Source organism: Gilliamella sp. Choc4-2 (assembly GCF_001690355.1).
Lineage (GTDB): Bacteria > Pseudomonadota > Gammaproteobacteria > Enterobacterales > Orbaceae > Gilliamella > Gilliamella apicola_A.
The window spans coordinates 1-15,955 of record NZ_LZHG01000034.1 but is presented as its reverse complement, the minus strand read 5'-3'; the positions used below and the strand labels follow the sequence as shown (position 1 = coordinate 15,955).

The window sequence follows — 15,955 nt, the reverse complement described above, 5'->3', positions numbered from 1 at the left end:
AAAATTATTTTTGTGTTTACTTAATTTAGTTATTAAGTGAATAGAAAGATAAAGCTCTTTAACAATAAGGAACAAGCTGAAAGAAACGAGTTCTCGTTTTGCTGGAGGAATCGAAATGTAAATATAGGTGACTGAAAGCGAAAAGAGAAGAAAGCGTAATTAACCAAGACAACTGTGAGTTGTAAGGTTAAGAAATTAAGCGTACACGGTGGATGCCTAGGCAATCAGAGGCGAAGAAGGACGTGTTAATCTGCGAAAAGCGACGGTGAGCTGATAAAAAGCGTTATAGCCGTTGATGTCCGAATGGGGAAACCCAATGTAGGTAACTACATTATTGTCTGATGAATCCATAGTCAGATGAGGCGAACCGGGAGAACTGAAACATCTAAGTACCCCGAGGAAAAGAAATCAACCGAGATTCCCTGAGTAGCGGCGAGCGAAAGGGGAGGAGCCCAAGCGGGTAGCATAGTATATTAGTGGAAGCGTTCAGGAAAGTCGCACTATAGAGGGTGAAAGTCCCGTACACGAAAGTATATTATGTGGAAGCTTATAGAGTAGGGCGGGACACGTGATATCCTGTCTGAAGAAGGGGGGACCATCCTCCAAGGCTAAATACTCCTGATTGACCGATAGTGAACCAGTACCGTGAGGGAAAGGCGAAAAGAACCCCGGGAGGGGAGTGAAATAGACCCTGAAACCGTGTACGTACAATCAGTGGGAGCATATATCATTAGATATGTGTGACTGCGTACCTTTTGTATAATGGGTCAGCGACTTATATTCTGTAGCAAGGTTAACCGAATAGGGGAGCCGAAGGGAAACCGAGTATTAACTGTGCGTTAAGTTGCAGGGTATAGACCCGAAACCCGGTGATCTAGCCATGGGCAGGTTGAAGGTTGGTTAACACTAACTGGAGGACCGAACCGACTAATGTTGAAAAATTAGCGGATGACCTGTGGCTGGGGGTGAAAGGCCAATCAAACCGGGAGATAGCTGGTTCTCCCCGAAAGCTATTTAGGTAGCGCCTCATGAGTAACTGTTGGGGGTAGAGCACTGTTTCGGCTAGGGGGCCATCCCGGCTTACCAACCCGATGCAAACTCCGAATACTGACAAGTTTAATCATGGGAGACACACGGCGGGTGCTAACGTTCGTCGTGAAGAGGGAAACAACCCAGACCGCCAGCTAAGGTCCCAAAGTCATAGTTAAGTGGGAAACGAAGTGGGAAGGCTTAGACAGCTAGGATGTTGGCTTAGAAGCAGCCATCATTTAAAGAAAGCGTAATAGCTCACTAGTCGAGTCGGCCTGCGCGGAAGATGTAACGGGGCTAAAACTATGCACCGAAGCTGCGGCAGTGCACGTAAGTGCATTGGGTAGGGGAGCGTTCTGTAAGCCGTAGAAGGTATGTTGTGAGGCATGCTGGAGGTATCAGAAGTGCGAATGCTGACATAAGTAACGATAAAGCGGGTGAAAAGCCCGCTCGCCGGAAGACCAAGGGTTCCTGTCCAACGTTAATCGGGGCAGGGTGAGTCGACCCCTAAGGAGAGGCCGAAGGGCGTATCTGATGGGAAACGGGTTAATATTCCCGTACTGGCTATAACTGCGATGGGGGGACGAAGAAGGCTAGGTTATCCACCTGTTGGATGGTGGTTTAAGCGTGTAGGGGTGTGATTAGGCAAATCCGGTCACTGAGACCCTGAGGCGTGATGACGAGCTACTAAGGTAGTGAAGTAATTGATGCCAAGCTTCCAGGAAAATCCTCTAAGCTTCAGGTTATAGGTAATCGTACCCGAAACCGACACAGGTGGTCAGGTAGAGAATACTCAGGCGCTTGAGAGAACTCGGGTGAAGGAACTAGGCAAAATGGTGCCGTAACTTCGGGAGAAGGCACGCTGATGGTAATTGAACTCCCACGCGGATGTAGGTGAAATCAGTCGAAGATACCAGCTGGCTGCAACTGTTTAATAAAAACACAGCACTGTGCAAACACGAAAGTGGACGTATACGGTGTGACGCCTGCCCGGTGCTGGAAGGTTAATTGATGGGGTTATGCGAATGCAGAAGCTCCTGATCGAAGCCCCAGTAAACGGCGGCCGTAACTATAACGGTCCTAAGGTAGCGAAATTCCTTGTCGGGTAAGTTCCGACCTGCACGAATGGCGTAATGATGGCCAGGCTGTCTCCACCCGAGACTCAGTGAAATTGAATTTGCCGTGAAGATGCGGTGTACCCGTGGCAAGACGGAAAGACCCCGTGAACCTTTACTATAGCTTGACAGTGAACATTGAGCCTTAATGTGTAGGATAGGTGGGAGGCAAAGAAGCATGCACGCCAGTGTGTGTGGAGTCGACCTTGAAATACCACCCTTTAATGTTTGATGTTCTAACCTATACTTCTGAATCGAGGTAAGGGACACTGTCTGGTGGGTAGTTTGACTGGGGCGGTCTCCTCCCAAAGAGTAACGGAGGAGCACGAAGGTTAGCTAATCCTGGTCGGACATCAGGAGGTTAGTGCAATGGCAAAAGCTAGCTTGACTGCGAGAGTGACGGCTCGAGCAGGTACGAAAGTAGGTCATAGTGATCCGGTGGTTCTGAATGGAAGGGCCATCGCTCAACGGATAAAAGGTACTCCGGGGATAACAGGCTGATACCGCCCAAGAGTTCATATCGACGGCGGTGTTTGGCACCTCGATGTCGGCTCATCACATCCTGGGGCTGAAGTAGGTCCCAAGGGTACGGCTGTTCGCCGTTTAAAGTGGTACGCGAGCTGGGTTTAGAACGTCGTGAGACAGTTCGGTCCCTATCTGCCATGGGCGTAGGAAAATTGAGAGGGTTTGCTTCTAGTACGAGAGGACCGAAGTGAACGCACCGCTGGTGTTCGGGTTGTGATGCCAATTGCATTGCCCGGTAGCTACGTGCGGAATAGATAAGTGCTGAAAGCATCTAAGCACGAAACTAGCCTTAAGATGAGTTTTCCCTGAAGAGATTCAGTAAGGTTCGTTTGAGACTAAGACGTAGATAGGTCAGGTGTGTAAGTGTAGTGATACATTGAGCTAACTGATACTAATGAACCGAGAGTCTTAACCTTACAACTCGGAGTTGTTTTGTGATTACGTGAAGAGAAGCGTTTGATGACTAAGTCATCGAAATTGGATTAAATGTTGATTGAGTGGTTTGTTCCGAATTGAGAGATTGGTGTTATTATGAGATAATGAGCACTGATTGTAGAAGAGAAAAGAATATGTCTGGCGGTAATAGCGCGGTGGTCCCACCTGACCCCATGCCGAACTCAGAAGTGAAACGCCGTAGTGCCGATGGTAGTGTGGGTATTACCCATGTGAGAGTAGGGTGCCGCCAGACTTTTTAAATTATAGAGAGCCCAGCAGAGATGCTGGGCTTTTTTATGTCTATTAATTATCTTTAGAACAAGCCTTGCTATATAAAAGAATAAATACGCTTGGAATGTGAATAAATAATAATCACAATATTTAAGGAGTATAAAAAATAACTTATTTATTAGTATATTTATTCGATTAATATCATTTTACTATTTATTTATTCTTGTATGTATGAAACAATTTAGTCATATAAAAATAGATTTTTGAGGTAGTCAGTGATCGACAATGATGGCTACCGTCCAAATGTAGGAATAGTTATTTGTAACCAGCATGGCCAAGTACTTTGGGCCCGTCGTTTTGGGCAAAATTCTTGGCAATTTCCTCAGGGCGGAATAAAACAAAACGAAACTCCTGAGCAGGCGATGTTTCGTGAACTAAATGAAGAAGTAGGGTTATTACCAAAAGATGTAAAAATTTTATCTGTTACTAATGGTTGGTTGCGGTATAAATTACCTAAACGAATGATAAGATGGGAAAATCAACCTGTATGTATCGGACAAAAGCAGAAGTGGTTTTTATTACAACTAATCTCTGACACATCGGTAATTAACCTTAACATGTCCCCAAATCCTGAATTTGATGATTGGAAATGGGTAAATTATTGGTATCCTATACGACAAGTTATAGCTTTCAAGCGTGATGTATATAGAAAAGCAATGAAAGAATTCTCATTGTTTGTTTTTTCGATACAGTCTGAAATAGAGATTTCATCAATAAATAATTCTAAAAAGAAACGATTTAATTCCTTTGTTCATAAACGTAAAAATAAAAAGCGTATAAAAAAATGAATCAATATTTAAAATTTCCTAATTTTGATCCAATTGTCTTTTCAATTGGCCCAATATCACTTCATTGGTACGGTGCAATGTATTTGTTTGGTGTGCTTGGCGCATTTTACTTGGCTAAGCGTCGAGTGGACAAATCAAATAATCAATGGACATTGCAACAGGTAGAAAATTTATTATTTTGGGGGTTTTTAGGCCTTTTTATTGGAGGAAGATTGGGGTATGTATTTTTTTACAATTTTGCTACTTTTATTAAAAACCCTATAGTGTTATTTAAAGTCTGGGAAGGAGGCATGTCCTTTCATGGTGGTTTGATTGGGGCAATTTTTGTTATTGCTATTTTTGCTAAAAAGGCAAACAAAACTTTTATGCAAGTGGGAGATTTTGTTGCTCCTCTTGTACCTATTGGATTGATGTTTGGAAGATTTGGTAATTTTATTAATGGAGAGCTTTGGGGAAGAGTAACTAACTTGCCTATTGGTATGCTATTTCCGACTTCTTCTTATGCTGATTTTAAATTTGTACAATCTCATCCTGAATGGTTTTCGCTTTATTCAAAGCTAAATGGCATTTTACCTAGGCACCCGTCGCAAATTTATGAAATGGTATTTGAAGGAATAGTACTGTTTATTATTTTAAATATTTTTATTCGAAAACCAAGACCTACTGGTGCTGTATCTGGGGTATTTTTATTTTGCTATGGTTTATTTAGATTTGTTATAGAATTTTTTCGACAACCAGATGAGCAGTTAGGCTTATTTTTAAATATTATCAGTATGGGACAAATATTATGTCTACCAATGATTATTGGTGGTATTTTAATTCTTTTATTTTCGTATAGATTTAATAATAAGGCAAAAACACGATGAAACAATATTTAGTATTAATGAAAAAAATTTTAGATGAAGGTATACCTAAGTTAGATCGGACGAGTACTGGAACGTTATCTATTTTTGGTCACCAAATGCGATTTAATTTACAAGATGGTTTTCCGTTAGTCACAACAAAAAAATGTCATTTTCGCTCAATTATTCACGAGTTATTGTGGTTCTTAAAAGGCGATACCAATATTAAATATTTACAAGATAATAAAGTAACCATCTGGGATGAATGGGCTGATGAAAATGGTAATTTAGGCCCAATTTATGGTAAACAATGGCGTGCATGGGGGGCTAGTGATGGTCGCCAAATCGATCAAATATCGCAATTGATTTCACAAATTAAAAATGATCCTAATTCTCGACGTATAATTGTTTCTGCTTGGAATGTTGGAGAGCTCGATCAAATGGCATTAGCTCCATGCCATGCATTTTTCCAATTTTATGTCGCAGGAGGTAAGTTGTCTTGTCAACTTTACCAGCGTTCATGTGATGTTTTTTTAGGATTACCATTCAATATTGCTAGCTATTCATTGTTGGTTCATATGATTGCACAACAGTGTGATTTAGACGTCGGGGATTTTGTTTGGACTGGAGGGGATACCCATCTTTATTCTAATCATATGGAACAAGCACAATTACAATTAGGTCGTAAACCAAGAAAATTACCAAAATTGGTGATTAGACGTAAACCTCCTACTATATTTGATTATAAATTTGAGGATTTTGATATTATTAACTATGATCCTTATCCTGCAATTAAAGCACCTGTTGCTATTTAACATTAAAAAAATAGAGAAATAATGAGAGCTAATTCAATAAACTTTTATTTTCTTTATTTTAACCATTATATTAATTGCAGAAAATCGTCAAAACTCCTAGAACGATTGGTTCTATTTTTTCTGTGGATTAATAACAGAATGGCATATAATAACTAACTTTGTTTAAATAAATGATTAAACTTAATATGAGTCAACATCAGGGAATTCAACCAGAATTTACTAAACGTTTATTGCATCCACGTTATTGGATAACGTGGTTTTGCATCGGTATTTTATATCTAATTGTTTTATTACCATATCCGATTATTTATTACTTAGGAAAAGGTTTAGGATTATTTTCAATGAAATTAATTGGTAAACGCAAGGAAACTGCAAGGCAAAATCTGAAACTTTGTTTTCCCGAAAAAACACAACAAGAACTTGAACGGCTATTGCGTGAAAACTTTATATCGACTGGGTTAGCAATATTTGAAACGGGTATGGCTTGGTTTTGGTCAGATAGGAGACTTGCCAAAATTTCCTCTATTGTTGGTGATTCTCACATTACACAAATACAACAATCAGGGCAAGGCGTATTACTTATTGGTATACATTTTTTAACCCTAGAGTTAGGTGCTCGAATTTTGGGAATGAGTCATCCTGGAGTTGGTGTTTACAGACCTAACGATAATCCTGTCATGGATTACATACAGCTTAAAGGGCGTTTAAAATCAAATAAATACATGATTGATCGTTATAATACAAAAGGTATGATTCGAGCATTAAAAGATGGTGAATTACTTTGGTATGCACCGGATCATGATTATGGTCCCAAAAATAGTGTATTTGCACCTCTATTTTCAGTAGAAAAAGCTGCAACAACTGTTGGTACTCGGATATTAGTTAAACTTGGACAGCCTGCAATTATTCCTTTTACACCTAAGCGCGAGAAAAATCGATGTTATACTGTTTATGTTACATCTGAGCTCAAGGACTATCCAGTTGACGATGATATACTTGCTGCAACATTTATGAATAAAGCAATTGAAAACGAAATTTTAAGAGCTCCTGAACAATACATGTGGTTACACCGACGATTCAAAACTCGCCCAAAAGGTGAGGCTCCTTTATATACAGATAACGTACAGTCTGATTAGTATAGATATCTTTTATAGTATTGGAGAAATAATCAAAAAACAATTATGCAAAAGTTAAACAAAATTATTTTATATTGTCGTTCTGGATTTGAAAAAGAATGCGCAGCAGAGATTACAGATAGAGCTGCGCAAAAAAATATATTTGGATTTGCCAAAGTCAAAGACAATGAAGGGTATGCTATTTTTGAATGTTATCAAAGCGAAGATGCTCAAATATTAATAAAAGAATTAGCTTTTCGAACACTCATTTTTGCACGACAAATGTTTATAGTAGGCGATATGCTTGCTAATTTGCCAACAAAAGATCGTATTTCCCCTATAATTGATGTTCTAACGGGGTGTATTGATAAAGCAGGTGATTTGAGAGTCGAGATCCCCGATACTAATGAAGGTAAAGAATTGACTGGATTTTGTCGTAAGTTTACTGTCCCACTTCGTCAGGCATTACGAAATAAACAAATTTTATCAAAAATTCACGACGCATCAAAACCAGTTATCCATCTGTTTTTTATTAATAACAATAGTTGTTATGTTGGTTATTCTTATAATCAAAATAACTCCCCATTTTATATGGGAATACCTAGACTAAGGTTTCCAAATGATGCACCAAGCCGTTCTACTTTAAAACTGGAAGAAGCTTTTCATATCTTCATTCCCTATGAGGAATGGGATGAGCGACTAAAAAGTGGGTTAAATGCAGTTGACTTGGGGGCTTCTCCTGGAGGTTGGACATATCAACTAGTTAAACGTAGCATGATAGTTTATGCTATTGATAATGGCACAATGAATTCGAAATTAATGGAGACGGGACAAGTCAAACATTATCGTGAAGATGGCTTCAAATTTGAACCCAAAAAACATAATATTTACTGGTTGGTTTGTGATATGGTTGAAAAACCATCTAAAGTGACGGAATTAATTACTAAATGGCTTATTAGTGGTTGGTGTAGAGAGGCTATTTTTAATCTTAAACTTCCGATGAAAAAACGTTATGAGGAAGTAAAACAAAATCTACAATTGCTGAATGAAAAATTAAATAACAAACATATTAACGTTCAAATTCAAGCTAAGCAGCTTTATCATGATCGGGAAGAAGTCACGGTTCATGTTCAACGAATTTGGGGATAACAATTTACAAGAGAAATAGGTATGAATTTAAAATGCTCCATTTATGCCATGTTAATATTGGCATTATTTACACTTTTAGTAGGATGTACTGGAACTTTTTCAAATAAATTTTCTGATTTTGATGATAGTAAAGATTCGAAATACTATCTTTTACAAGTTGAATCTAGTTCAGGAACGGCAAAAATAAATTGGCAATTATTAGCTATTCGTGCCTTGATTAAAGAAAATAAGCTTTCCCAGGCAAATACATTATTATCTAAATTACCTTCTGATCTAAATGTAGAGCAGTTAAATGAAAAATTACTATCACAAGGTGAACTTGCTATAAAAAAAGGAAAATCATTTAGAATTAATCAATTATCTATTGAAGATTTAAACCCATCTCAACTATATCGTTATTACACAATCAAATTATCAATAGATAACAAAAATGAAAACTTAAATGCTCAATCTCATGATTACGTTGAACTAGAAAAATATGCATCTAAAAATCAGAAAAAACAAATACTCAATAGTACATGGGATTTCTTTAGTAAATTACAAGCTCAACAAATCCATCAGATAACAATTCTTGAAAGTGAAACAACTTTACAAGGTTGGATTGAGTTAAGTTATGTTTATCAAAATAATAGTAAAATATCTCAAGTACAAGAAGATGATACCGCTGAAACGATGGAAGCAAAATTTCAGCAACAAAAAGATTCATTAAAAAGAGCTATTCAAGATTGGGCTATACGGTATTCAGACCATCCAGCTAAAGGTATATTACCAGTATTAACAGGAGAGCAAACGCTTTCCGTTGATGTAAATGCAAAAAAAGTTGCATTATTATTACCGCTAAAAGGTTCTTCTAGTATATTTGGTGAAATTATTCGTCAGGGATATTTAGATGCAATAAAGATTTATCCAAAAGAGCCTCAACAAAATGTTATTGTATTGGATACTACTAGCGCCTCTATTGATGCCCTTATTCAGCAAGCTCAAGAACAAAATGTTGAATTAATTGTTGGCCCTTTGCTAAAAAGCGATGTTACAAAAATTAAACAATTAGCTTTAAGTACTCCCATTTTGGCTCTAAATAAAGTTGATAAAAGTACAAGCAACTCTAATAAAATATGCTACTTTGCACTATCTCCAGAAGATGAAGCTAGAGATGCTGCGAATCATATTTATGCACAAAATAAATTAAGACCTTTATTATTAGTTCCCCAGAGCGAATTAGGTCAACGAGTTGCTCAAAGTTTTGCAGAACAATGGTCTCAAGTATCAGCGAATAGTTCACAAACATATGTGCAATATTTTGGTAATGCTAAAGCATTAAGTGCTGACATGAATCACAATATAGGTATCAAACTTCTTGGCAACCCTATTATCCTTAATGAAACGTCTGTAGTACCAGAAGGGGAATCAGACGAATTTGATGCTGTATATATATATTCTTCGTATGATGAATTAATGCTTATCAAACCTATGCTTGATATGGGGGCAAACAAACCTATTGGCAACTCATCATCTTCTGAGATTGCACTCTATTCAAGCTCTAAAAGCCATGTTGCCAATGCATCTGATGATTTTTATTATGACATGAATCAAACCGACTATGCAGAAATTCCTTTAATCATAAATCAGCTAAATTTTCCCATTGATATTCCAGATAATATACAAAAAGATTATTCATTAATGCGTTTTTATGCTATGGGAGTTGATGCTTGGCGACTTGCTAACCGTTTTAATCAATTAGATTCTTATGAACCTAATTTCTTAGATGGTCTGACAGGTAAGCTATCAACAAATAATCTTTGCGAAGTAACACGTGCATTATCTTGGCAGCAATATACATACGGTTCAGCTAAGTCTAATTCGAAGAATGAATAAAAAACAAATTGGTGAGCATTATGAAAATATTGCTTGCCAGTACTTAATTAAGCAAGGACTTAAACTTATTGCAAAAAATAGTCAATATCGCTATGGTGAGCTTGATCTAATCATGCAAGATAAAAAATGTTTGGTCTTCATTGAAGTGCGTTATCGGAAAAATGCTAATTTTGGTCATGCAGAAATGACTGTAACACTCAGTAAACAGACCAAAATTAAACAAGCGGCTCAACTTTGGATGGTAGCACAAAATTTAAATATTGAAGAAACAGAGTTTAGATTTGATGTTTTTGCCATTACTGGTAAAAACCAACAATGGATTATCAATGCGTTTTAATATTTTTTTAGGTGAAAACGTGCAAGATTTAATTAAAAATTACTTTACAGAAAGTATACAAACACAAATTGTGATGGCTGAATCATTGGGATTCTCAATTGAAAAAGCCGCTAAAATTATTGTTGAAGGTTTGCTTAGTGGCAATAAAATTATGAGCTGTGGTAATGGTTCTTCTGCTGCTAATGTGCAAAGTTTTACTTCACGATTGATTACTAGCATTGCTATAGAAAGACCAAGTATTCCTGCTTTAGCATTAGTATCTGATAACGTTTTATTAAGTGCCATTGTTAATCATGAAGAAATTTATGCCCGCCAAATTCAGGCATTAGGTCAACAAGGTGATATTTTAATTGTAGCAACTTGCCAAGGTAAAAGCCGAGCAATTATCCGCGCTGTTCAAGAAGCGGTAATTAAAGATATGAAAATTGTTGCATTAACAGCATTTGATGGTGGTGAAGTTATTGGTTTATTGGGACAAAATGATATCGAAATTAGAATTCCATCTTATAAAAAAGTCATGGCTTATGAAATGCATGCTATGATTTTAAACTGTTTATGTCAATTGATTGAAAATAATCTATTTAATCACGCTGAATAAATAGAAATAAAAATAGTTTTGTTCTGCCTTAATAATGAATATTATGCTACAATTATAAGCTGTTTTAATGAATTAAATTATTAAGAGAATTTGGTGTTATGACCGAACTAGCCAAAGAAATAACCCCCGTTAATATCGAGGATGAACTAAAATCCTCATATCTTGATTATGCAATGTCAGTTATTGTTGGTCGTGCGTTACCAGATGTGCGCGATGGTTTAAAGCCTGTACATAGACGTGTTTTATTTGCAATGCATGAAGCTGGATATGATTGGAATAAACCTTATAGGAAGTCTGCTCGTGTTGTTGGGGATGTAATCGGTAAATACCATCCACATGGTGATTCAGCAGTTTATGACACAATTGTACGTATGGCTCAACCATTCTCATTACGTTATATGTTGGTTGATGGTCAAGGTAACTTTGGTTCTGTTGATGGTGATTCAGCTGCAGCAATGCGTTATACCGAAATTCGAATGCAAAAATTTGCCGGAGCATTATTAACTGATCTTGATAAAGAGACTGTTGATTTCTCGCCAAACTATGATGGATCAGAAATGATTCCTGATGTGCTACCAACTCGTATTCCAAATTTATTAATTAATGGTTCTTCAGGAATTGCAGTTGGTATGGCAACTAATATTCCTCCTCACAATCTCTCTGAAGTTATCAATGGTTGCTTGGCTTTTATTGAAGACGAAAATATTTCAGTCGATGGTTTAATGAAGTATATCCATGGGCCAGATTTTCCAACAGCAGCATTAATTAATGGTCGAAAAGGTATTGAAAATGCATATCGCACAGGTCGTGGTATTATTTATATTCGCTCTAAAGCTACCATAGAAGTTGATGATCATAGTGGACGTGAGACCATTATTGTTAATGAGATACCGTATCAGGTTAATAAGAAAAAACTGATCGAAAAAATTGCAGAATTAGTTAAAGATAAAAAAATAGAAGGTATTTCGGCATTACGTGATGAATCAGATAAAGACGGTATGCGTATTGTTATTGAAATAAAACGTGATGCGGTTGGTGAAGTTGTTTTAAATAACCTTTTTTCTTTAACTCAATTACAAGTTTCATTTGGTATTAATATGGTCGCCTTGTATAAGGGGCAACCTAAGTTGTTAAATTTACGTGAGATGATTGAAGCTTTTATTCTTCATCGCCGTGAAGTTGTAACTCGTCGAACCATTTATGAATTACGCAAAGCACGCGAACGAGCTCATGTATTAGAAGGTTTGGCAATCGCACTTGCCAATATTGATCCTATCATTGAGCTCATTCGTGCTGCTGCAACACCTAGTGAAGCAAAAACTAAATTATTGAGCCAAGCTTGGCAACTTGGAAATGTTGCTGCCATGCTAGAAAAAGCAGGTAATGATGCAGCTAGACCAGAAGATTTAGCTCCAGAGTTTGGTATTCATGATGGACGTTATTATTTATCAGAAGCACAAGCTCAAGCGATTTTAGATCTCCGCTTACACCGCTTAACCGGCCTTGAACATGAAAAAATTCTTGATGAATACAAAGAATTATTGCTTCAAATTGGTGAATTATTGCATATTTTAGCCAGCTCAGAACGTTTAATGGAAGTAATTCGTGAAGAATTAGAAAGCGTTCGAGAACAATTCCAAGATGCTAGACGAACAGAAATTACAGCGAGCAGTGCAGATATTAATATTGAAGATCTTATTGCTCAAGAAGATGTGGTCGTTACTCTTTCCCATCAAGGTTATGTAAAATATCAACCACTTTCAGATTATGAAGCTCAACGACGTGGTGGTAAAGGTAAATCTGCCACTAAAATTAAAGAAGAAGACTTTGTCGAAAAACTATTAGTTGCCAATACTCATGATACGATTCTTTGCTTCTCAAGTCGAGGTCGATTATATTGGATGAAAGTTTACCAATTGCCCGAAGCCAGCCGAGGTTCTCGAGGTCGTCCAATTATTAATTTGTTACCTCTTGAAGAAAACGAACGAATCACTGCAATCTTACCTGTTCGAGAATTTGATGATGAACATTGCGTATTTATGGCTACAGCACAAGGTACAGTTAAGAAAACATCTTTAATTGAGTTTAGTCGTCCACGAAGTGGCGGTATTATTGCGATTAATTTGCGCGATGATGATGAGTTAATCGGCGTTGATTTAACTAGCAATGATCTTTCAGCTATTGTTGATGATGAAGAACTTTATGATGATGCCATTGTTGAAGAGATTGACTCAGAAGATGATAACCTGATTGGTGAAATCTCAACGACTGAAGATATTATGTTATTCTCTGCTAATGGTAAAGTTGTTCGTTTCCCAGCCAATAAAGTTCGTTGTATGGGCAGAACGGCTGCAGGTGTACGTGGCATAAAACTTGATAGTGATGATAAAGTGGTTTCATTAATTGTACCTAGAGGTAACGGTGCAATTCTAACTGCAACTCAAAATGGATATGGTAAACGCACACAGCAAGAACTATACCCAACCAAATCAAGGGCAACTAAAGGTGTTATTTCAATCAAAGTTAGTGAGCGAAATGGTACTGTTGTTGGCGCAGTTCAAGTTGATGAAACCGATCAAATCATGCTAATCACAGATGGAGGAACACTTGTTCGTACTCGTGTTTCAGAGGTAAGTATTGTTGGCCGTAACACTCAAGGTGTCATGCTTATTCGAACAGCTGACAATGAAAAAGTTGTCGGGTTACAACGAATAGCCGAAACAGAAGATGACGCAAGTGAATCGGAGGTATCGGAAAATAATGAACGGGCTGATTCACATCAGGAATACGAAGATTAATTATTTAATAATTTAAAAGGATTAGTCTTGCTAATCCTTTTTTATTTTAAGAACCGTGAGAAGGAATAGTATTAGATGTCATTTTTTATAAAAAAAATCTTAACAAATCTTGCATGGCAGATTTTGATTGCTTTAATTTTAGGGATCGCGGTGGGTGCTTATTTATATGAACTCTCTATTCCTAGCCATCCTTTACACTCTTATTATCAATTTTCGATAATTAATATTTTCCAACCAGCGGGCGATATCTTTATCCATTTAATTAAAATGATTGTATTGCCTATTATACTTAGCACATTAACTTTGGGTATTGCAGGTATTGGTGGTTCGAAACGATTAGGGGCACTAGGTTTAAAAACAATAGTTTATTTTGAGATTATTACAACTATTGCTATTTTATTAGGTCTTTGCTGGGGAAATATTTTTGCGCCTGGAGTGGGGATTGATCTTTCAACACTTGCTGTAGCAGATGTCAGCAAATATGAAAAAGCAGCAGGAGAATTAAGTGGAAAACCTCATGGTTTAATTGTTATGATTCTTGATATGATTCCTGCTAATATCTTTAAAGCTATGGCGGACGGTGCTGTTTTACCTGTAATTTTCTTTTGTGTCTTTTTTGGTCTTGGCTTAATGTCTTTGCCAGATAAACAACGTGAACCTTTTCTTTTCTTTTTAAAAGTAGTTTCTGATACCATGTTTAAGGTAACTAATATGATAATGCGTTATGCACCTATTGGTGTTTTTGCACTTATCACGGTAACGATTGCTAAATATGGATTTGAATCTCTACTTCCATTACTTAAATTAATTTTAACCATCTATTCGGCAATGGTTATTTTTACGCTAGTGGTATTAGGATTTGTTTGTAAACTTTGCAAGTTTAATATTTTTACATTATTAAAAATATTGAAAGAAGAATTAGTGATCGCATTTTCTACGGCAAGTTCTGAAACTGCATTGCCTAAAATAATTGAAAAAATGGAAGCTTATGGAGCACCAAAATCGATAACTAGTTTTGTTATTCCTACAGGCTATTCATTTAATCTCGATGGTTCAACACTTTATCAAAGTATTACTGTTATCTTTTTAGCACAGTTATTCCATATAGATTTAACTATTTTGGATCAGGTTATTATTGTTATCACCTTAATGATTGCATCTAAAGGGATTGCCGGTGTGCCTGGCGCTTCAATCCTTGTTTTATCAGCAACACTAGGCAGTGTTGGTATTCCTCTTGAAGGGATTGGCTATATTATGGGGGTAGAACGTATTTTAGATATGGGGAGAACAGTAGTTAATGTGGTTGGTAATGCACTTGCAGCAATTGTTATTGCACGTTGGGAACATGTTTTTGACGATAAAAAAGCAAGGGCTTATGAACATCAGTATTTGAAATAATAAAATAATTATGTAGATTAATTTATTCAAAAAAACTACTTGTTTATCAGGTAGTTTTACGCAAAACATATATTATAGATATTAGAAATATTTTGTCATATCAATTTCAACTTTCACTCTATCATGGTTACTCATCAGAAAAAATGGACTTTGTAATGTCTTCTTTTGTCATAAAGAGGAACTTAATTGCATAACTTAGTTGTTTAATATTTGCAAAAGCTTTTTCTATATTACTTACCTCTAAAGTAAAAAGTTCGATACCATAATTATTTATAGTTGAGGGAATTATGTCAGGTAAGTGTGATATGGCTTTAAATTAAGATGACAAGCTAAACGTTATAATAACCCCTGTTCTGATGAAATTCTTCATAAGGATTAAATTATATCTCCTCATTGAATGAATATAAAACACTAAAATAAGTAACATAATTTTCTACGTTAGTCTTGTACTTACTATGGGGTATTTACACTGTAAATTCTGGTCCATTATCTACTCGTATTTTTAATGGATACCCATGATATTCAGCCAGTTTATCTAAGTAACGGGTGATCCTTCCTGCTGGTAAGCTTACTGCAATATCAATCCCTAACGCCTCACGATTAAAGTCATCGATGACATTGAATGTTCTAAAGCGACGCTGATTACGACTACTGTCACTCATAAAATCCATTGACCAACATTCACCTTGTTTATTGGGTGCTGATAGCCTTTCTGGGCTTCGTGGAGGAATGCGCTGTTTACGCTTTATCCTGAGATTAAGCTTTAATTCACAATACACCCGATATACCCGTTTATGATTCCATTTATAGCCGAGCTTTCTGATACGATTAAAGCATTTAGGAAA

Annotated in this window: 11 protein-coding genes and 2 rRNA genes; 12 read left to right on the top strand and 1 reads right to left on the bottom strand. The window is 36.7% G+C overall.

Features of this window, described 5'->3' with window-relative positions; all coding sequences use genetic code 11:
• The first annotated feature begins 185 nt into the window (after positions 1–185).
• The 12 genes from A9G34_RS05415 to gltP all read left to right on the top strand — a co-directional run bounded on the left by A9G34_RS05415 (position 186) and on the right by gltP (position 15,110).
• Positions 186–3,085, top strand: a 23S ribosomal RNA gene (locus tag A9G34_RS05415).
• Positions 3,086–3,241: 156 nt separating this feature from the next.
• Positions 3,242–3,357: ribosomal RNA gene (gene rrf / locus A9G34_RS05410) — 5S ribosomal RNA — on the top strand.
• 253 nt (positions 3,358–3,610) lie between these two features.
• Complete coding sequence (gene rppH / locus A9G34_RS05405) at positions 3,611–4,183, top strand: RNA pyrophosphohydrolase (RefSeq protein WP_034946981.1); 573 nt, start codon at positions 3,611–3,613, stop codon at positions 4,181–4,183.
• Entirely contained in the window at positions 4,180–5,049 is an 870-nt protein-coding gene (gene lgt, locus A9G34_RS05400; protein WP_065569152.1) for a prolipoprotein diacylglyceryl transferase, read from the top strand. Before rppH ends, lgt begins: the two co-directional genes overlap by 4 nt.
• The gene (thyA, locus tag A9G34_RS05395; protein ID WP_065569151.1) at positions 5,046–5,840 is read left to right on the top strand and encodes a thymidylate synthase; all 795 of its coding nucleotides are present in this window, start codon (positions 5,046–5,048) and stop codon (positions 5,838–5,840) included. The genes lgt and thyA overlap by 4 nt, the downstream gene beginning before the upstream one ends.
• Before the next feature lie 185 nt (positions 5,841–6,025).
• The gene (gene lpxL, locus A9G34_RS05390) at positions 6,026–6,976 is read left to right on the top strand and encodes an LpxL/LpxP family Kdo(2)-lipid IV(A) lauroyl/palmitoleoyl acyltransferase (RefSeq protein ID WP_065569154.1); all 951 of its coding nucleotides are present in this window, start codon (positions 6,026–6,028) and stop codon (positions 6,974–6,976) included.
• A gap of 45 nt (positions 6,977–7,021) precedes the next feature.
• Complete coding sequence (gene rlmM, locus A9G34_RS05385) at positions 7,022–8,104, top strand: 23S rRNA (cytidine(2498)-2'-O)-methyltransferase RlmM (RefSeq protein ID WP_065569150.1); 1,083 nt, start codon at positions 7,022–7,024, stop codon at positions 8,102–8,104.
• Between the two features lie 21 nt (positions 8,105–8,125).
• Complete coding sequence (locus A9G34_RS05380) at positions 8,126–9,979, top strand: penicillin-binding protein activator (RefSeq protein WP_065569149.1); 1,854 nt, start codon at positions 8,126–8,128, stop codon at positions 9,977–9,979.
• Positions 9,972–10,316, top strand: a complete 345-nt coding sequence (locus A9G34_RS05375) for a YraN family protein (protein WP_034946966.1) — start codon at positions 9,972–9,974, stop codon at positions 10,314–10,316. Before A9G34_RS05380 ends, A9G34_RS05375 begins: the two co-directional genes overlap by 8 nt.
• A 19-nt stretch (positions 10,317–10,335) precedes the next feature.
• Positions 10,336–10,914 (top strand): SIS domain-containing protein, encoded by a 579-nt coding sequence (locus A9G34_RS05370; RefSeq protein ID WP_034947085.1) that lies wholly within the window; start codon positions 10,336–10,338, stop codon positions 10,912–10,914.
• A gap of 98 nt (positions 10,915–11,012) precedes the next feature.
• Entirely contained in the window at positions 11,013–13,712 is a 2,700-nt protein-coding gene (gene gyrA / locus A9G34_RS05365; protein WP_081295280.1) for a DNA topoisomerase (ATP-hydrolyzing) subunit A, read from the top strand.
• 87 nt (positions 13,713–13,799) lie between these two features.
• On the top strand, positions 13,800–15,110 hold the full coding sequence (gene gltP / locus A9G34_RS05360) for a glutamate/aspartate:proton symporter GltP (RefSeq protein WP_065569153.1): 1,311 nt from the start codon (positions 13,800–13,802) through the stop codon (positions 15,108–15,110).
• Positions 15,111–15,574: 464 nt separating this feature from the next.
• Here the strand turns inward: gltP and A9G34_RS05355 are convergent.
• Positions 15,575–15,955, bottom strand: a 381-nt coding sequence (locus A9G34_RS05355; protein ID WP_141670349.1) for a DDE-type integrase/transposase/recombinase, incomplete at its 5' end; no start/stop codon positions are given.